13 protein-coding genes, 1 tRNA gene and 1 other RNA gene are annotated in these 17,815 nt (G+C 72.6%); 8 read left to right on the top strand and 7 right to left on the bottom strand.

What is annotated here, in order from left to right:
- Positions 1-11 precede the first annotated feature (11 nt).
- Positions 12-455, top strand: a complete 444-nt coding sequence (locus H508_RS13650) for an SRPBCC family protein (protein ID WP_035253570.1) — start codon at positions 12-14, stop codon at positions 453-455.
- A gap of 15 nt (positions 456-470) precedes the next feature.
- On the opposite strand, the gene H508_RS0100515 is transcribed toward H508_RS13650, so the two are convergent.
- Complete coding sequence (locus H508_RS0100515) at positions 471-1,064, bottom strand: hypothetical protein (protein WP_026372613.1); 594 nt, start codon at positions 1,062-1,064, stop codon at positions 471-473.
- A 123-nt stretch (positions 1,065-1,187) separates the two neighbouring features.
- Here H508_RS0100515 and H508_RS0100510 point away from each other — a divergent pair, with 123 nt between their 5' ends.
- The 4 genes from H508_RS0100510 to H508_RS13640 are packed head-to-tail and all read left to right on the top strand — an operon-like array spanning position 1,188 to position 7,006.
- Positions 1,188-2,405, top strand: coding sequence for an amidohydrolase (locus H508_RS0100510; protein ID WP_026372612.1), 1,218 nt, complete (start codon positions 1,188-1,190; stop codon positions 2,403-2,405).
- Positions 2,402-3,622: a multidrug effflux MFS transporter gene (locus H508_RS0100505; protein ID WP_026372611.1), complete on the top strand. Its 1,221-nt coding sequence runs from the start codon at positions 2,402-2,404 to the stop codon at positions 3,620-3,622. The genes H508_RS0100510 and H508_RS0100505 overlap by 4 nt, the downstream gene beginning before the upstream one ends.
- A 55-nt stretch (positions 3,623-3,677) precedes the next feature.
- Positions 3,678-5,369, top strand: coding sequence for a helicase HerA-like domain-containing protein (locus H508_RS13645; protein WP_245569412.1), 1,692 nt, complete (start codon positions 3,678-3,680; stop codon positions 5,367-5,369).
- A complete protein-coding gene (locus H508_RS13640) occupies positions 5,366-7,006 on the top strand; it encodes a sensor histidine kinase (protein WP_035253566.1) in 1,641 nt (546 codons plus the stop codon). The genes H508_RS13645 and H508_RS13640 overlap by 4 nt, the downstream gene beginning before the upstream one ends.
- On the opposite strand, the gene H508_RS13635 is transcribed toward H508_RS13640, so the two are convergent.
- The 5 genes from H508_RS13635 to H508_RS13630 all read right to left on the bottom strand — a co-directional run bounded on the left by H508_RS13635 (position 6,971) and on the right by H508_RS13630 (position 13,137).
- A complete protein-coding gene (locus H508_RS13635; RefSeq protein WP_035253565.1) occupies positions 6,971-8,446 on the bottom strand; it encodes a glycosyltransferase family 2 protein in 1,476 nt (491 codons plus the stop codon). The genes H508_RS13640 and H508_RS13635 overlap by 36 nt on opposite strands.
- Positions 8,443-9,408, bottom strand: coding sequence for a HEAT repeat domain-containing protein (locus H508_RS0100485; RefSeq protein WP_026372610.1), 966 nt, complete (start codon positions 9,406-9,408; stop codon positions 8,443-8,445). Before H508_RS0100485 ends, H508_RS13635 begins: the two co-directional genes overlap by 4 nt.
- Positions 9,405-9,764: a response regulator transcription factor gene (locus H508_RS0100480; protein WP_026372609.1), complete on the bottom strand. Its 360-nt coding sequence runs from the start codon at positions 9,762-9,764 to the stop codon at positions 9,405-9,407. Before H508_RS0100480 ends, H508_RS0100485 begins: the two co-directional genes overlap by 4 nt.
- A gap of 156 nt (positions 9,765-9,920) precedes the next feature.
- Positions 9,921-10,005: transfer RNA gene (locus tag H508_RS0100475), tRNA-Ser, on the bottom strand.
- A gap of 78 nt (positions 10,006-10,083) precedes the next feature.
- Positions 10,084-13,137 carry a S8 family peptidase gene (locus tag H508_RS13630; protein ID WP_051222425.1) on the bottom strand — a complete coding sequence of 1,018 codons (3,054 nt, stop codon included), beginning with the start codon at positions 13,135-13,137 and terminating at the stop codon, positions 10,084-10,086.
- 128 nt (positions 13,138-13,265) lie between these two features.
- Here H508_RS13630 and pta point away from each other — a divergent pair, with 128 nt between their 5' ends.
- Both pta and H508_RS0100460 read left to right on the top strand, forming a co-directional pair.
- Positions 13,266-15,416 (top strand): phosphate acetyltransferase, encoded by a 2,151-nt coding sequence (gene pta / locus H508_RS13625; protein ID WP_051222423.1) that lies wholly within the window; start codon positions 13,266-13,268, stop codon positions 15,414-15,416.
- On the top strand, positions 15,413-16,603 hold the full coding sequence (locus tag H508_RS0100460; RefSeq protein WP_026372608.1) for an acetate/propionate family kinase: 1,191 nt from the start codon (positions 15,413-15,415) through the stop codon (positions 16,601-16,603). Before pta ends, H508_RS0100460 begins: the two co-directional genes overlap by 4 nt.
- Positions 16,604-16,840: 237 nt before the next feature.
- Here H508_RS0100460 and H508_RS16515 read toward each other — a convergent pair whose 3' ends face one another.
- Positions 16,841-17,617 carry a cytochrome b5-like heme/steroid binding domain-containing protein gene (locus H508_RS16515; RefSeq protein ID WP_051222421.1) on the bottom strand — a complete coding sequence of 259 codons (777 nt, stop codon included), beginning with the start codon at positions 17,615-17,617 and terminating at the stop codon, positions 16,841-16,843.
- A gap of 42 nt (positions 17,618-17,659) precedes the next feature.
- Here H508_RS16515 and ffs point away from each other — a divergent pair.
- Positions 17,660-17,756: signal recognition particle sRNA small type (gene ffs / locus H508_RS16975), an RNA gene on the top strand.
- Positions 17,757-17,815 lie beyond the last annotated feature (59 nt).

Below are 17,815 nucleotides of genomic sequence, written 5' to 3'. Positions count from 1 at the left end.
AGCGTTGCGGCATGAGCGAGCAGCTGCGGATCCCCGACGACGTCGAGCATGCCGAAGTGATCGGCTTCGTCGAGATGACGACGGATGCGCTGTGGCCGCTGTGGACGACGGCCGCCGGCCTCGAGCGCTGGTGGTGGCCGATGTTCGACGACACGCGCTACGAGATCGACGGCCGCGAGGGCGGCTCCTACCGGATCCAGACGGGCGAGGGCGGCTTCGGTGTGCAGGGGCGCTACCTGCAGCTCGACGAGGGCGAGCGCATCGCGCAGTCGTGGATCTGGCTCTCGGGCGACGACCAGGGTGGGCGCGAGGAGCTCGTGACGGTCGACTTCGCCGAGGTCGAGGGCGGCGTGCGGATCGTCGTGCGGCAGACGGCGCCGATCGACGAGGTGGAGGACTTCCGGCAGGGGTGGCAGGACTGCTTGACGCGGCTCGAGGAGCTCGCCGACGACTGAGCCCCGACGCCGCGGTCAGCGATCGCGACGCGCGCGCAGCGCGGCGGCGATGTGGCTCGCGCCGAGCGCGACGAGGGCGAGCGGGAACAGTGCCCCGACGAGGGTGATCAGCGCCGCCGACGGCGCGGCGAGGAGCACCCAGCCCCACACGAGGCTGTTGAGCCCGTCGGCGAGCACGACGACGAGCATCGCCCAGCGGTCGTAGCCGCGCACGGGCCAGCTCTTCGCGATGACGATCGCCGCGATGAGCCCGACCAGCAGCCGCATGACCGACGTTGCGCCCCAGGGGTTCGCAGCCGCGAGCGCGTCGGGCACGAGGTGCAGCGCGAGCCAGGAGCAGAAGTAGAAGAGGGTCAGGATGCCCCCGACCTTGACCCAGCTCAAGGGTGCACGGTCGCCCACGATCCCGAACTGCAGCAGCACCGCGCCGAGCAGCGCCAGCGCGGGAGCCGTCGCACTGGGCAGCGGCGTCGCCGCAGCCGCGGCGGGGAGCAGCGCCGGCACCAGCCAGACGGCCCCGCCGAGCACGATGGCGATGCCGCCAGCGAGCCGCTGGCCGTCGCGGGTCCGTGCTGCGCGAGGGTTGCGGTCGTGCACCGTGGCGGTCATGCGTCTCCTCTCGCTGCGAGTCAAGTGCAGCAGCGCCGGAGCGGTCAAGCGGCGGGGCGGAAGTCGTTCGTTCGGCTAATCAGGCGTAGGCTGGGGGACGATCCCGATCTGAAGAGGAACCGCATGCTGCTCGCCATCGTCAACGCCCAGGTCGTGCCCGTCGAGGGCCAGGAGTTCGAGGGCACGGTGCTCGTGCGCGACGGTCGGATCGCCGAGATCGGTGCCGACGTCGCGGTGCCCGAGGGAGCGACCGTCATCGACGCGGCCGGGGCGCAGGTGACGCCCGGTCTCGTCGACGCGCACGTGCACCTCGGCGTGCATCCCGAGGGCGACGGGCCGACGGGGAGCGACACGAACGAGATGACGAACCCGAACACCGCGGGCGTGCGCACGATCGACGCGATCGACCCCTTCGACGAGGGCTTCGACCTCGCGCTCGCGGGCGGTGTGACGACCGTGAACGTCAACCCGGGCTCCGGCAACCCCATCGGCGGCCAGGCCACGACGCTCCACACGCACGGCCGCATCGTCGACCACATGGTGCTGCGCGAGCCGGCGGGCCTCAAGAGCGCGCTGGGGGAGAACCCCAAGCGCGTGTACGGCGACAAGAAGCAGACGCCTTCGACGAGGCTCGGCACCGCGAAGATCATCCGCGACGCCTTCGTCGCCGCGCAGAACTACCAGCGCAAGCACAACGACGTCGACGCTGGCGCGACCGCCGAGGTCGACCTCACGATGGAGGCGCTCGGCAAGGTGCTCCGCCGCGAGATCCCGTGGCGCCAGCACGCCCACCGCGCCGACGACATCGTGACCGCGCTGCGCCTGCAGGCCGAGTTCGGCTACGACCTCATCATCGACCACGGCACCGAGGCGCACGTCGTCGCCGACCTGCTCGCCGAGCGCGGCGTGCCCGTGCTCATCGGCCCGCTCTTCACGACGAAGTCGAAGATGGAGCTGCGGAAGCGATCGATCGCGAACCCCGGCAAGCTCGCGAAGGCCGGCGTCGAGCTCTCGATCATCACCGACCACCCGGTGATCCCCATCTCCTTCCTCGTGCACCAGGCATCCCTCGCCGTGCGTGAGGGGCTCGACCGCGAGACCGCCCTGCGCGCGATCACGATCAACCCCGCCAAGGCGCTCGGCGTCGCCGCCGAGGTCGGCTCGATCGAGGTCGGCAAGCGCGCCGACCTCGTGGTGTGGGGTGGCGACTGGATGGACCCGATGGCTCGCCCCCGCACCGTCCTGATCGACGGACGAGTCGTCTTCGAGCACGACGCCGCCACGGGCGAGGAGCGCATCGCGCCGCGCGACGAGGTGCCGCTGGCACTGCCCGCCGCGTGACGGGCGCGCCGGGCGAGCAGCTGAGCCCGGGCCGGCGCTTCCGAGTGCTGCTCGTGCTCGGGCTGCTCGCTGGCCTCGGGCCCTTCACGATCGACCTCTACCTGCCGGCCTTCCCGGCGCTCAAGGACACCTTCGCTACGACGGATGCGATGGTGCAGCTGACCCTGTCGGCCACGACCCTGGGCTTTGCCCTCGGGCAGCTCGTGGTCGGTCCGCTCTCCGACCGGATCGGCCGGCGAGTGCCGCTGCTCGTCGCGACGAGCGTGCACGCGGTCGCGAGCGTCGGCGTCGCGACGGCGCCCGACATCGCTACCCTGCTCGCGCTTCGCGTCGTGCAGGGCTTCGGCGCCGCGGCCGGCACCGCCGTCGCGATCGCGATGGTGCGCGACCTCTTCGGCGGGCGTCGGCTCACGACGGCGCTGTCGCGGCTCGCGCTCGTCATCGGGATCGCCCCGATCGCTGCGCCCGTCATCGGCTCGTGGCTCATGGGCCTCACCGAGTGGCGAGGGCTGTTCTGGGTGCTCGCCGCCTACGCCGTCGTCGTCATCGCGCTCCAGCTGCTCGTGCTGCGCGAGACGCTGCCCGCCCACCTGCGCGAGCCGAGCGCCCGGCAGCCGCTGCGAGCGCAGTACCGCGCGGTGCTCACCGACCGCGTCTTCGTCGGCGTCGCGGTCATCGGCGCGAGCATCTTCGGGGGCATGTTCGCCTACCTGTCGACCTCCTCGCTGCTGCTGCAGGAGGTCTACGGCTTCACGCCCGGCGAGTTCGGGCTCGTGTTCGCAATCTGCTCCGTCGCGGTGCTGGCCGGCACGCAGTCGGCGGGCGCTGCCGCGAACCGCTGGGGCGCGCAGTGGGTGCTCGCCGTCTCGACCGGGCTGCTCATCGTCGGTGCCTCCCTCATCATCGCGTTCGATCTCGTCGGTGCGGGCATCGTCGGGCTCGTCCCGCCGCTCGCGCTGTTCGCCTTCGCGTTCGGGCTCTCGATGCCGTGCGTGCAGACGCTCGCGCTCGCGAACCACGGTCGCGAGGCGGGCACCGCCGCATCGCTGCTCGGTGCGCTCAACATGTCGATCGCCGGGCTCGTGAGCCCCGTCGTCGGGCTCTTCCGCGTCGAGAGCGCGGTGCCGATGGGGGTCATCATGCTCGCGTGCGGCGTGCTCGCGACCCTGTCGCTGTGGCTCGTCGTGCGGCCGCGGCAGGTGCCGCCCGTCGAGTGACGCGTCGCCACACCGGGACAGGGATCGCGGCGGCCTGCGTGCAAGGATGGGCCGCATGAGCGACGAGCTGGCGCAAGCGCAAGCGGCACTCGAGGCGGCGCGCAAGGCGCAGGCCGAGGCCGAGGCGCGCATCGCCGCGCTCGAGGCGGCGCGCCAGCGCGCGAGCGACGACGACCCGGCTCGCGAGCGTCCGCTCGACGAAGCCGCGGTCGAGGCGGTTCGCGCCGGCTACGCGTTCGACGGGCCCGCGCTCGAGCTCGGCGCGCTCGTCAACGGCGACCCCGACCCGGAAGCCAAGGTGCGCATCCCCCTCTCGATGCTCAACCGCCACGGGCTCATCGCCGGCGCGACGGGCACGGGGAAGACGAAGACGCTGCAGGTGCTCGCCGAGCAGCTCTCGGCCGCGGGCGTGCCGGTGTTCGCCGCCGACATCAAGGGCGACCTCTCGGGCGTCGCGCAGCCCGGGGAGTCGGACAGCGCACTGCTCGCGCGCACCGCGGGCATCGGCCAGGCCTGGGAGCCGACCGCGTTCCCGGTCGAGTACTTCGCCCTCGGCGGGCGGGGCGTCGGCGTGCCCATCCGCGCGACCGTGCTGTCGTTCGGGCCCACGCTGCTCGCGAAGGTGCTGGGCCTCAACGCGACGCAGGAGTCGAGCCTCGCGATCGTGTTCGCGTACGCCGACGAGCAGCAGCTGCCGCTGCTCGACCTCGAGGACCTGCGCGAGCTGCTGCTGTGGCTGACGGGCGACGGCAAGCCCGAGCTGCGGCGGCTCGGGGGCGTCTCGACCCAGACGGCGGGCGTCATCCTGCGCGAGGTCACCGCCTTCAGCGAGCAGGGCGCCGACGTGTTCTTCGGCGAGCCGGAGTTCGACCCGCAGGACCTGCTGCGCACGAGCGCCGACGGTCGCGGCATCATCAGCCTGCTCGAGCTGCCGAGCGTCGCGAGCCAGCCGGCGCTGTTCTCGACCTTCCTCATGTGGCTGCTCGCCGACCTGTTCGAGGAGCTGCCGGAAGTGGGCGACCTCGACAAGCCGAAGCTCGTCTTCTTCTTCGACGAGGCGCACCTGCTGTTCCGGGATGCGTCGAAGGACTTCCTCTCCGCCATCACCCAGACCGTGCGGCTCATCCGCTCGAAGGGCGTGGGCATCGTCTTCGTCACGCAGTCGCCGAAGGACCTGCCCGCCGACGTGCTCGCGCAGCTCGGCTCGCGCGTGCAGCACCAGCTGCGCGCGCACACGCCCGACGACGCGAAGGCGCTGCGAGCAGCTGTGCGCACCTACCCGACGAGCGGCTACGACCTCGAGGAGGTGCTCACGAGCCTCGGCATCGGTGAGGCCGTCGTGACCGTCATGGGCGAGCGGGGCGCGCCCACGCCCGTCGCATGGACGCGCATGCGCGCTCCGCAGGGATCGATGGACCCGGCACCGGAGCCCGCGATGCGGCACGCGGTCGCATCGTCGAGCCTGCTCGCGCGCTACGGCACCGCCGTCGACCGCGAGTCGGCCCGCGAGATCCTGCAGGCGCGGCTGCGCAGCGCCGAGGAGGCCGAGCGGCGCGCGCAGGAGCTCGCGGAGGCCGAGGCGGAGGCGGAGCGCCTCGAGCGCGCCGCGGCATCGCAGCGCGGCCGATCGCGGAGCCGCTCGAGCGGCCGGACCGGCAGCCCGGTCACCGACTTCATCGGCTCGCGCACCGGCCAGACCATCCTCCGCGAGATCGTACGCGGCGTCCTAGGCAACCGGCGCCGGTGAGCGCGCTGGAGCCGGGAGAGCGCTCCGACGGCGCGCTCTCCCCGCAGACCCGCAAGCTGCAGGTGCCCTACGCCCTGCTCGCCGCGACGGTCCTCCTCGTCATGGGGATCGCGGATCCGAGGGTGTGGTCGAATTCGTGGGCGTGGACGGCCGTCAGCATTCTCGCCGTCGCGACGATCATCGCGCTGATCGCGACGCAGCTGCCCGCCGGGAGCGGACGGGCGAGATCCGTCGTGCCGATGCTCGACCTCGCCGCGATCGCGGTGCTGCTCGTCGACGCCAGCGCGCCGCGCACGCTCGCGCTCCTCGCCGTGCTGCCCGCCTTCTGGATCGGCATCGTCGCGGGCAGGCGGGGCATCGCGATCGTCGCGGCCGTGAGCGCGGTGATCGCGGCGATCCTCGGGGTGCACCTGGCCGGCACGACGGGCACGCTGCTCACGGCGAACGCGGTCGGCACCGTGCTCATTCCGGCCTCGCTCATGGCCGCGGCGTGGTCTGCGCACTACTACTCTCGCCTGCTCGAGCGGCAGCAACGCACGCTGCTCGAGCGCGAGCGCGAGCGCACCGAGATCGCCCGGAAGGCGGCGGCCGACGCGACGCTCATCGACGCCGTCTTCGAGACCGCGCGCATCGGCCTCATGCTGCTCGACCCGGAGGGCCGCATCGAGCGCGTCAACCCGACGCTGCGCGAGCACCCCGCGATCGCCGGCGCATCGGTCGCGACGATGCTCGACGGCGCCCGGTTCCTCGAGATCGACACGCGCCGACGCATCCGTCACTCGAGGACGCCGTTCGTGCGCGCCGCGCGTGGGGAGGCGTTCGACAACGTCGACTGCTGGATCAGCCGGCCGGGGCACGACCTCGTCGCGATCCGGCTGTCGTCCCGGCCCATCACGATCAACGGCGAGTTCCGCGGCTCGATCGCCTCGATCGACGATGTCACCGCCTACATGCGCATGCTCGAGGATCGCGACGACTTCGTCGCGCTCGTCTCGCACGAGCTGCGCACGCCGCTCACGTCGATCGCCGGCTACCTCGAGATCGCGCTCGACGAGGAGCTGCCCGACGACCTCCGGTCGTGGCTCGAGACCGCGCAGCGCAACTCCAACCGGCTGCGCGCGCTCGTCGAGGACCTGCTCGTGGTCGGCGAGATGAGCCGCGGCGAGGTGCAGCTCCAGTCGACCGAGGTCGACCTGCGGGCCCTCGCCGTCGACGCCGTCGCCCTGCTCGAGCACCGCGCGAGGCGGAAGCGCGTCGCGTTGCGGCTCATCGACGGGCCCGCCGTCGTGGTCGAGGGAGACGCCAGACGGCTCAGCCAGGTGATCGAGAACCTCATCTCGAACGGCATCAAGTACACGCACGACGACGGCGACGTCGAGGTGCGGGTCGAGGTCGACGGCCGGGAAGCCGTGGTCTCGGTGCGCGACGACGGTCCGGGCGTGCGGCCGGATGAGGTCGCGCGCGTCTTCGAGCGCTTCTACCGATCGAGCTCGGCTCGGGAGTCGCAGCTGCCCGGCGCGGGGCTCGGGCTCTGGATCTGCCGCATGATCGTGCACGCCCACGGCGGCTCGATCGACTTCTCGAGCGAGCTGGGCGTCGGCTCAGTCGCCTCGTTCCGCTTGCCCCGAGGCGATTGAGCCGCTCGCCGTCGCGCCGGCGAAGCCGGTGCGGGTCATCTCGCCCCAGACCTGCTTGCGGCCGGTGAGCGCCGCCCACCAGCCCTGGATGCGCCAGATGGCGGTCAGCTGTCGGTAGCCGAGGCTCTCTGCGAGCACCGCCCAGAGCACGGCGGCGAGGTCGCGCCAGCGCTCGTAGCGGTGGAAGCTCGCCTCCTCGACGACGACCGCCGCGAGGGTCACGATCGTCCCGTAGCCGTACGAGACCAGCAGCAGGAGCAGTGCGGCGACCGGGTCGACGGCACCGACGAGCAGCCCGAGCACGACGATGACGATGCCGACGAGCTCGATGAGCGGAGCGAGCAGCTCGAACAGCCAGTAGTAGGGGAGTGCCAGCATCCCCACGCGCCCGTAGCGCGGGTTGAGCAGCATGCCGCGGAACTTCCACAGCACCTCCCACAGCCCGCGGTGCCAGCGGCGGCGCTGGCGCGCGAGCACCTTGAGCGTCGAGGGCGCCTCGGTCCAGCTCACCGGCTCGGCGACGAAGCGCACGCGCGCCTCGCGATGACCGTCGCGGATCCAGCGCTGGATGCGCATGACGAGCTCGAAGTCCTCGCCGATCGAGTCGGGGTCGAGGCCGCCGAGCTCGACGAGCACGTCGCGGCGGAACATGCCGAAGGCGCCCGAGATGAGGATGAGCGCGTTCAGGTCCGACCACGCGGTGCGGCCGAGCAGGAAGGCGCGCAGGTACTCGACCACCTGGATGCGCGTGATGAGCTGCTTCGGCATCCGGAGCTCGACGATGCGGCCGCCGAGCACGCGCGAGTTGTTGACGATGCGCACGACGCCGCCGGTCGCGACCACCCGGTCCGGGTCGTCGGCGAACGGCTTCGAGACCGACAGGAGCGCGTCCGGCTCGAGGATCGAATCGGCGTCGACCATGACCACGAGCTCCTTGCTCGCGAGGTCGAGGGCGGCGTTCACGGAGTCGGAGCGGCCCGAGTTCTCCTTGTCGACGACGACGAGCGGCACGGCACCCTCCGGGGCTCGCCACACGCCGCGCAGCCGGCCGCGCACGGGGATGCGACCGGGCAGGTCCCGGTCGTCCTCGACGAGGGCGAACTCCTCCTTGAGCAGTGCCATCGTCTCGTCGGCGCTGCCGTCGTTGACGACGATGACCTCGTGATCGGGATACCGCAGGTCGAGCATCGAGCGCACGCTCGTGAGGATGACGGCGCCCTCGTTGTAGGCGGGCACGATGACCGTGACGCCGAGGCTCACGGGCGAGCCGGCCATCGCGTCCTCGCCGCGGTGCTCGCTGCGGCGCAAGTAGCGGGCGAAGTGGCGCGAAGCCACCAGGATGAGCACGAGCATCGAGGTGTTCGCGACGATGAAGTAGATCGCCGACGGCCACGCGAGCACCGCGAAGACGGCCTCGAGCACGTCGTGGAGCCAGCTCATGCCGCCGCCTCCCGCCGCTTCAGGCCTGCGGCTCGGCGCACGCCGGGCTCCGCGCCGTCGAGCGCGTCGAGGGCCGGCGCGCTCCATTCGCTCGGCATCGAGGCGATCGTGCGCGCCGCCGCCTCACCGGTCGTGCCGCCCGCGAGCGCGATCCCGACGAGCGGCTCGAGCGCCTCACGCACGGGCATGCGCTCGAGCGAGCGCATCGCGGCGAGCCGCACCGACTCGTGGTCATCGTGCAGCAGCGCGACGAGCTCGTCGGCCGACCCCGGCACCTGCAGCAGCCCGGCGATGCGCGCGGCCCCGCGACGGATGCCGGCGTCCGGGTCGCGCAGCGCGAGCCGCACCCGGTCGCTCGCGGCCCCGCCCTGCTGCAGCAGCGCCGTGGCGGCGACGGTCGAGGGCACGCCGCTGTCCTCCGCGAGGGCGCGGACGACCCGCGCGACGGCAGCCTCGTGCTCGAACTCGCCGAGCGCGCGCACCGCCACCGTCCGCACCTCCGGGTCCCGGTCCTCCGCGAGCGCGAGCAGCAGCTCGAGGGCGCCCTCCGGTGCGAGCCGTCCCAGCGCCTCCGCGGCGTCCGCGCGGCGGACCGCGCTCCGGTGGCGCGCGGCGGCCGTGACGCGGGGCGCGAGCCCCGAGGCTGCCGCGACCTGGCGCAAGCGGTCCGCCGCCTCGCCCGTCACGTCCTGGAGCATCATGAAGACGGAGCGGCCGATGTGGGCGCGCGAGGCGTCGTCGAGGCCGCGCACGCGATCGAGCAGGGCCGGGAGCTCGTCGTCCTCGGCGATCGTCGACTCGAGCACGAGCCGGCGGTGGATGGCGTCGAGCTCGGCGCGCCGGCGCTCGCGCCGGCGGCGGGTCGTGCGCTGCGCGAGCAGGGTGACGAGCATCGCGAGCGTCGCGAGCGCGGCGGCCAGCAGCAGCAGCCGCAGCAGCTCCGGCGGCAGCAGCTCGCTCATCCCAGCGCGGCGGTGACGCGGGCGAGCAGGGCCCGCGGGCTGAACGGCTTCGTGACGTAGTGGTCGGCGCCCGCGGCGAAGCCGGCTTCGATGTCCTTCTCCTGCCCGCGTGCGGTGAGCAGGATGACTGGCGTCTCGACACCGCGATCGCGCAGCGCGCGGAGCACGTCGATGCCGGACATGCCGGGCATCATGACGTCGAGCACGATGACGTCCCAGCCGCCCTCCATGCCGGCTTCGAGCGCTTGCGCGCCGTCCGCGCGAGTGACGACCTCGTGGCCCGCGGACTCCAGCTTGATCGCGACGAGGTCGCGGATGTCGCGGTCGTCATCGACCACGAGGATGCGGCCGCTCACCGGGCAACGCTCCCGCGAAGCGCTCGCGGCTGACAGCTCTCGCTCATGGTGCTCCATCGTGACAAGTCGAGGTGGCCGGGGCCGATGCCTCAAACCTACACGGAACGCAAGTTGGGACGAGGATGGGGCGGGCTCGAGGCCCGCCCCATCGATCGGCGGAGGATAGGGGATTCGAACCCCTGAGGGCTTGCACCCAACACGCTTTCCAAGCGTGCGCCATAGGCCACTAGGCGAATCCTCCTGGAGGCCGCGGACGGCCAACCCCCCGATCCTACGACAACGGGGCGGAGGCTCGCGCCTCCGCCCCGTCGCTCACCTGCTACGGCTGCTGGCCGCGGCCCGTGGTGGGACCGGGGACGGACTCCGCGTAGACGTAGGTGCGGTCGGTGAAGCCGTTCAGCTCGTAGACCACCGCGCCGAGGTACTCCTGGTTGGCGCCCAGGCCCCTCCAGTCGACGGTGACCTGGAACTCGTCACCCGCGGCGACCTGCTGCGACGCAGGGCTCGCCGTGAGCTTGCCCTTGCCGGAGCCGAGCGTGAGGCCCGCATGCTCGAGGACGAACGGCGTGGATGCGCCGCCTGCCACCGAGTACACGTGCACGAGCGCGAGGTACTGGCCCGGCTGCGGGTCCTCGATCATCACGGCCTCGTCGGCGGACGCCGTACCGCCCACCCACTGCTCGACCGGCTGCCCGGCACTGTTGAGGCGGTAGATGTACAGGTCGAGGTCGGCCACCGACTCGTCACCGGCGAGGGTGAAGTCGTGGACGATCTCGCCCGGACGGATCGTGACCGGGTAGGTGAACTCGGCGTCCGGCGCGCCGTTGGCGCGGCCGAGCGTCTCGTAGGGCGCGAAGCCCGCCGTCGCGGTCGTCAGCTGACCGGTCGTACCGGCGATGCCGTCGATCGTCAGCTGGCCCACACGACCGCCGCCCACGACCCACTCGGGCACGTCGAGCGCCAGCGGGCGCACGGCGATCGGCGAGCGGACCGAGTTCGCGTCGTTCGACCAGGTCAGGAAGCCCGTCGCCCAGCTGTTGGGCGCAGCGGTCGTCGTCGAGAACGTCACCTCGTACGACAGCTCCTGGCCCGGCTGGGTGAACACGAGCTGCTGCGGCGAGACCTCGACGTCGACGCCGGCGACGCCCTCGACCGAGACACCGTAGGTGCCGGGCTCGAGCGCGGTCAGCGTGCGCGTGACGGTCTGCGTGCCCGCGAGAGCGCCGATGCCGATCGACGGGATGTTGAGGTCGCTCGGATCGATCGCCTCGCCCACCCAGGAGTCGGGCAGGCCGTAGCCGAGCCCCCGCAGGTACCCGAACCAGTCAGTCGGGCCGTTCTCGTAGTAGAGCCCGGGGGTCATGAAGGCGGGCGAGTCCACGATGCCGGCGCCCTGGTTGAAGGGGTCGGTCTCGGGCGAGCCGCTGGCGAGCACCGTGTTCTCGGCGCTCGTCATGAGCGCGCTCTTGACCTGTGCCGGCGTTGCGAGCGGGTGCTCCGACAGGTAGACGGCGGCGAGCCCCGCGATGTGCGGCGCGGCCATCGACGTGCCCGAGAGGAACTCGAAGCGGTCGGGACCGCCCGGGGCCTGCCAAGCGGCGGCGATGATGCCCACGCCGGGGGCGGCGATGTCGGGCTTGATCACGTCGGACCCGTCGGCGAGCGCGGGGCCGCGCGACGAGAACCCGGCGACGACCGGAGCCGGCGTCGAGGTGCCGGAGGTGTTCCCCGACGTGAGCGTGACGGTCTCGCGCGCCTTCGCGGCAGCGAGCACCGGCGCGCGGAACTGCGCGTCGATGTGCACCGTCGGGATCGCGTGGTCGTCGAGGTCGATCGAGCCGGGCGTGACGTTCGCGACGATCGCGGCGATCGCGCCCGCGTCGGCGGCCACCTGCGACTTCTCGACGCGCGCGTTCACGCCGCGGTCGCACAGCACGATGTTGCCGGCTGCGGCCCCCGAGTCGAGCGTGCCTGGGAGGCAGAGCGCCGCGTCAGTCGCAGCTGCGCCAGCCGCCGGGATGTCGCCGGCGTAGACGAGCGTGCCCGCGACGGAGCCGTCGAACGGCACCGTGATCGAGCCGCCGGCGACCTTCGTGCCGCTCGCGAGCGTGACGGTCGCCTCGTAGTTCGGCACCGTCGTGGCAGCGACCGTGGTGTACCACGGGGATGCGTGGTCGAGCGTCGATGCGCCCGGCCCGGAGTTGCCGGCGGAGGCGGAGACGAACACGCCCGCCGCAGCCGCGCCGAGGAAGGAGATGTCGGTCGCGGTGACGACCGAGGTCGCCGCGCCGCCGCCGATCGAGTAGTTGATGACGTCGACGCCGTCGATGACAGCCTGGTCGATGGCGGCCACGAGGTCGCTCGAGGCGCAGCCGTCGTCCGTCGTCACGTCGGGATCGGGACCCGACCAGCACACCTTGTACGCGGCGATCCGCGCCTCGGGAGCGACGCCCGACATCGTGCCGAGGTCGGCACCGCCGACCGAGGTGATCGCGACGTCGGCGTTGCCCGCCGCCGTGGAGGCGGTGTGCGAGCCGTGCCCGTCGCCGTCGCGCGGCGAGACGTACTCGCCGGGGACCTGGGTCTCGGAGCCGAGGCGGCTCGCGCCGAAGCCTTCGAGGAAGTAGCGCGCGCCGATGATCTTGGTCGAGCAGTCGTCGGCCGTGAACCCCGAGCCCGTCTGGCAGACGCCGGTGAACTCGTTGCCGTCGCCCTTGACGTAGCGGATCGTGCCGTCGGCGGCTCGGTACGGCTCGTCGCCCGGCGCAGTGCCGAGCGGCTCGCCCGCGAAGAAGGGGTTCTCGGGCGCGATGCCCGTGTCGAGCACGCCGACCACGACCCCCGCGCCGGCCTCGCCCACGCCGCCGACCTGCTGCCACAGCTCGCCGAGCTGCAGGTAGTCGTTGGCGGGCGAGCTGGTCAGCTGGAGGATCTCGTTCGCCTCGACGGCGCGCACACCGGGGTGGTGCGCGAGGTCTTGCGCCTGCTCGGCGGTGAGGTCGGCGACGAAGCCGTTCATCGCCGCCGTCAGCTCAACGTCGACCGTCGCGCCGACGGAGGCCGCGACGTCCTCCTGGCGCTCCTGCAGGTGCGACGCGTAGGCGCGCGCGGCCGGGGAGCTCGCGTCGAGGTCCTGCCCGCGCTGCGGTGCGGTCGGGGCGAGGCCCGTGATGCCGCCCTCGTAGGTGGCGAGGGCGTCCTCGGCGAGGACGACGATGTAGCGCCCGTCCTCGAACGTAGGGGTGGCGCCTGGAGCGGCGGTCGCGTTCGCCGTCGTCGCGCCCAGGACCGCCGCGCTCGCGCTGAGTGCGACCGCCGTCCCGACCGCGACCGTGCGACGCAGCGCGATCCGCGCTGTGCTGTGTGAGGTCACGTTCTTCCCTTCAGTGACATGCCGTCGTTGGCACTGCGGTCAATCCTCAACCTTCTCCTAGGCTTTCCTAATGGCGGAGTCAAAGTGTTACCGAGTTGTGACCAGAATCGCGGCACTACGCTCAGGGTGTGCCGACCCGCATCGTCATCGCATCGCCCGAAGGCCACGCCGGCAAGTCGATCGTCGCCCTCGGGCTCGTCGAAGCCCTGAGCCGGCGCGTCGAGCGCGTCGGCGTGTTCCGCCCCATCGCCAGGTCGTCCGCCGAGCGCGACGCCGTGCTCGAGCTGCTGCTGGCGCACGACGCGGTCGACCTCTCGTACGAGGACGCGATCGGCACGACGTACGCGGCGGTGCACGACGACGCCGACGCGGCGCTCGCGACGATCGTCGACCGCTTCCACCGCATCGACGAGCGCTTCGACGCGATCGTGATCGTCGGCTCGGACTACACCGACGTCGGCAGCCCGACCGAGCTGGGCTTCAACGCACGCGTCGCGGCGAACCTCGGCGCCTCGGTGCTCCTCGTGCTCGGCGGCCACCACCCCGAGACGGACGCGCCCCGCTCCGCCGACGACCTGCGGCAGCTCGCGGAGGTCACGACGGCGGAGCTCGCCGCCTCCCACGCATCCCTCGCGGGCGTCATCGTCAACCGTGCCGACGCATCCGCGATCGACGGCATCCCCGCCGCGATCGCCGACGCCGTGCCCGCCGGCGTGCCCGTGTGGTCGATCCCCGAGGATGCGCTGCTGAGCGCGCCGAGCGTCGGCACGCTCTTCCGCGCGACCGAGGCCGAGCTCGTGCGCGGCGACGCCGAGCTGCTCGCCCGCGAGTCGCTCGGCACGGTCGTGGCCGGCATGTCGATGGAGAACGTGCTCGACCGGCTCATCGAGGGCGGCATCCTCGTCACGCCCGGCGACCGCTCCGACGTGCTCGTCGGCACGCTGCTCGCGCAGCAGTCGGGCACGTCCCCCTCGATCGCCGGCATCGTGCTCAACGGCGGCTTCGACCTGCACCCCGCGGTGCAGCGGCTGCTCGACGGCCTCGACCTCGACGTGCCGATCGGCCGCAGCCCGCACGGCACCTACGAGACCGCGCGGCGCATCGCCGTCACGCGCGGCTCGCTCATCGACGGCACGCAGCGCAAGCGCGACTCGGCGCTCGCGCTGTTCGAGCAGCACGTCGACGCCGAGGCGCTCCTCGAGCGGCTCGAGGTCGCGACGACCGACGTCGTCACGCCGCTCATCTTCGAGCACAGCCTCGTCGAGCGGGCGCGCGCCGACCTGCGCCACATCGTGCTCCCCGAGGGCGACGACGACCGCATCCTGCAGGCCGCGTCGACCGTGCTCGCCCGCGGCATCGCGCGGCTCACGATCCTGGGCGACGAGTCGTCGATCCGCCAGCGGGCGGCGCGGCTCGGCCTCGACCTCGCCGACGCGCGCATCGTCGCGACCGACGACGCCGAGCTGCGGCCCAAGTACGCGGCCGAGTACCAGCGGCTGCGCGCGCACAAGGGCGTCACGATCGAGCAGGCGATGGAGCGGCTGCTCGACGTCAGCTACTTCGGCACCCTGATGGTGCACGTGGGCGACGCCGACGGCATGGTGTCGGGCGCGGCGCACACGACCGCGCACACGATCAAGCCGTCGTTCGAGACGATCAAGACCAAGCCGGGCGTCTCGGTGGTCTCGAGCGTCTTCCTCATGGCGCTCGCCGACCGCGTGCTCGTCTACGGCGACTGCGCCGTCATCCCCGAGCCGACCGTCGAGGAGCTCGCCGACATCGCAATCTCGTCGGCGCAGACGGCGCGCGACTTCGGCATCGAGCCGCGCGTCGCGATGCTCTCGTACTCGACGGGCGAGTCGGGCACGGGCGCCGAGGTCGACCGCGTGCGGCAGGCGACGGCGCTCGTGCGCGAGCGCGCGCCCGAGCTGCTCGTCGAGGGCCCGATCCAGTACGACGCGGCGGCGGATGCGGCCGTCGCGAGCAAGAAGATGCCCGGCTCCGAGGTGGCCGGGCGCGCGACGGTGTTCGTCTTCCCCGACCTCAACACCGGCAACAACACCTACAAGGCGGTGCAGCGCTCCGCGGGCGCCCTCGCGATCGGGCCGGTGCTGCAAGGCCTCAACAAGCCCGTGAACGACCTCTCGCGCGGCGCGCTCGTGAGCGACATCGTCAACACCATCGCCATCACCGCGATCCAGGCCCAAGGGGCGGATGCGCGGGGTGCGGATGCGCGGGGTGCGGCTGTGCAGGGCGCGGCCCCGGAGGCGAGCGCATGACCCGCTCGGTGTTCGTCATCAACGCCGGCTCGTCGAGCCTCAAGTACCAGCTTGTCGACGTCGACTCCGGGGCGGCACTCGCGAGCGGGCTCATCGAGCGCATCGGCGAGACGTCGAGCGACGCGAAGCACGAGGTGCCGGGCCGCGACGCCGTCGTCGAGCGGCGCATGATCCCCGACCACGAGAAGGCGTTCGGATGGGTGCTGCACCAGTTCACGGAGCACGGGCCCGACCTCGATGCCGCGCGGCTGCTCGGCATCGGGCACCGCGTCGTGCAGGGCGGCGCGCGCTTCGACCGCGCGGTGCGGATCGACCACGACGTCGCGCAGCAGATCGAAGACCTGGCCCCGCTCGCGCCGCTCCACAACCCCGCGAACCTGCAGGGCATCCGCTCGGCTCGCGCGACGTTCGCCGGCTACCCGCACGTCGCGGTCTTCGACACCGCCTTCCACCTCACGATCCCGCCGGCCGCGCACCGCTACGCGATCGAGGCGCGGATCGCCGCGGAGCACCGCGTGCGGAAGTACGGCTTCCACGGCACGAGCCACCAGTTCGTCTCGCGGCGCTTGGCGGAGCTGCTCGAGCGCCCGCTCGAGGACGTCAACTCGATCGTGCTGCACCTCGGCAACGGGGCGTCGGCGACCGCCGTGCGCGGCGGCCGCAGCGTCGAGACGTCGATGGGCATGACGCCGCTCGCGGGGCTCGTGATGGGCACGCGCTCGGGAGACATCGACCCGGGCGTCGTCTTCCATCTCCACCGCGTCGCCGGGCTCTCGGTTGACGAGATCGACACGCTCCTCAACAAGCGCTCGGGTCTCCTGGGCCTCACCGGCACGGGCGACATGCGCGACGTGCTGCAGGCGGCCGACGCCGGCATCCCGCGCGCGGTCGAGGCGCTCGCGATCGTCGGCCACCGGCTGCGGGGCACCGTCGGCGCCTACCTCGCGCACCTCGGCCGCACCGACGCGATCGCCTTCACCGCGGGCATCGGCGAGAACGCCGCACGCGTGCGCGAGGTCGCGCTCGAGGGTCTCGAGGGGCTCGGCATCGTGCTCGATCCCGAGCGGAACGCCGGTCGCGGCGAGCGCCGCATCTCGGCCGACGGCTCGCCGATCGAGGTGTGGGTCGTGCCGACGAACGAGGAGCTCGAGATCGCGCGGCAGGTCGCCGCGCTCGTCGAGCCGTAACCGCCGGTCCCGCGCCGCGCCGCTCGAGCGCGGAGTGTCGGAACTCTGCGCCCCTGCAGCGCGAAGACCGCAGAGCGTCGGAACTCTGCGCTCCTGGAGCGCGAAGACCGCAGAGTGTCGGAACTCTGCGCTGCTGCAGCGCGAAGACCGCAGAGCGTCGGAACTCTGCGCTCCTGGAGCGCGAAGACCGCAGAGTGCCGGAACTCTGCGCGGCGATGCGGTGGCGCTCAGGGCCGCTCAGCGCTCGGCGAGCTCCCCGATCGCGAACTCGCTCAGCTGCTCGGTCGGGAGCGCCTGCCCGCCGTGCTGCTCGCCGAAGTCCTCCGACGCATCCGTGCCGCAGATCGCGAGGATGCGGTCGGGCCCGCCGGGGTGCCGCGTCACCCATGACGTGACGTCGTAGACGGTGCCCTCGATCGCGACCCAGCACGACGCCGAGTCGTCGTGGCCGGCGACCTCCGCGATCGAGATCTCGTCGTCGCCGTCGTCGGATGCGTCGGGGGACACCGAGGAGGACGGCTCGGCCGGGGGAGCGGTGACGCGGTCGCCCCACACGGCGGTGGCGCCCGAGTGGCCGGTCAGCACCGCGATGATGACCGCGCCGAGCGCGAGCGTGCCGAGCAGCATGCCCGCGAGCACGCTCAGGACGCCGGTCGAGCGGCGGGCGCGAGCGCTCCGGCGCTGCCACAGCCACCACGCGAGCGCCGCGACGAAGAGCACCGCCGAGGTCGCGAGCAGCCAGTTGCCGAGCTGCTCGTGCTGGCCGGGGGAGCCGACGCGCGCGGCGAGCGCCTCGCCCGAGAGCTTCGCGACGAGCGCGCCGACGGTCGCGACGCCGAGGATGCCGACGACCGGCCAGGCGAGCGGGGCGCGCCAGCGCGGCACGGCGATGAGCACGAGCAGCCCGAGGGCTCCGAGCGGGAGGAGCACGACGGGCACGTGCACTGCGAGCGGATGCAGCGGCAGGCCGGCGAACAGGTCGAAGGGGCTGCCCGATGCGGCGAGCGGATGCATGCGGCACACGCTACAGCCGCGCCTCGATCGCGCTACGATGGAGGCGGCTCCCCGCGTGGCGCCATCCAGGCCAACTCCCCCAGGTCGGAGACGAAGCAAGGGCAACCGGGCTCTGGCGGGTGCGCGGGGAGTCCTTTCGTGTCCCGCCCTGTCCGGGCACGGATGCCGGCCGCTCCGGCTCGGCGAGTCACCGGCGGG

The sequence above is a fragment of the Agrococcus lahaulensis DSM 17612 genome (assembly GCF_000425105.1).
In the GTDB taxonomy this organism is placed as follows: domain Bacteria; phylum Actinomycetota; class Actinomycetes; order Actinomycetales; family Microbacteriaceae; genus Agrococcus; species Agrococcus lahaulensis.
This window is presented reverse-complemented; position numbering and strand designations above follow the sequence as displayed.

Excerpts from the sequence above, each read along its gene's own strand:
- H508_RS13650 (WP_035253570.1), top strand. The coding sequence starts at position 12 with ATGAGCGAGCAGCTGCGGATCCCCGACGACGTCGAGCATGCCGAAGTG.
- H508_RS0100515 (WP_026372613.1), bottom strand. The coding sequence starts at position 1,064 with ATGACCGCCACGGTGCACGACCGCAACCCTCGCGCAGCACGGACCCGC.
- H508_RS0100510 (WP_026372612.1), top strand. The coding sequence starts at position 1,188 with ATGCTGCTCGCCATCGTCAACGCCCAGGTCGTGCCCGTCGAGGGCCAG.
- H508_RS13645 (WP_245569412.1), top strand. The coding sequence starts at position 3,678 with ATGAGCGACGAGCTGGCGCAAGCGCAAGCGGCACTCGAGGCGGCGCGC.
- H508_RS13635 (WP_035253565.1), bottom strand. The coding sequence starts at position 8,446 with ATGAGCTGGCTCCACGACGTGCTCGAGGCCGTCTTCGCGGTGCTCGCG.
- H508_RS0100485 (WP_026372610.1), bottom strand. The coding sequence starts at position 9,408 with ATGAGCGAGCTGCTGCCGCCGGAGCTGCTGCGGCTGCTGCTGCTGGCC.
- H508_RS0100460 (WP_026372608.1), top strand. The coding sequence starts at position 15,413 with ATGACCCGCTCGGTGTTCGTCATCAACGCCGGCTCGTCGAGCCTCAAG.
- H508_RS16515 (WP_051222421.1), bottom strand. The coding sequence starts at position 17,617 with ATGCATCCGCTCGCCGCATCGGGCAGCCCCTTCGACCTGTTCGCCGGC.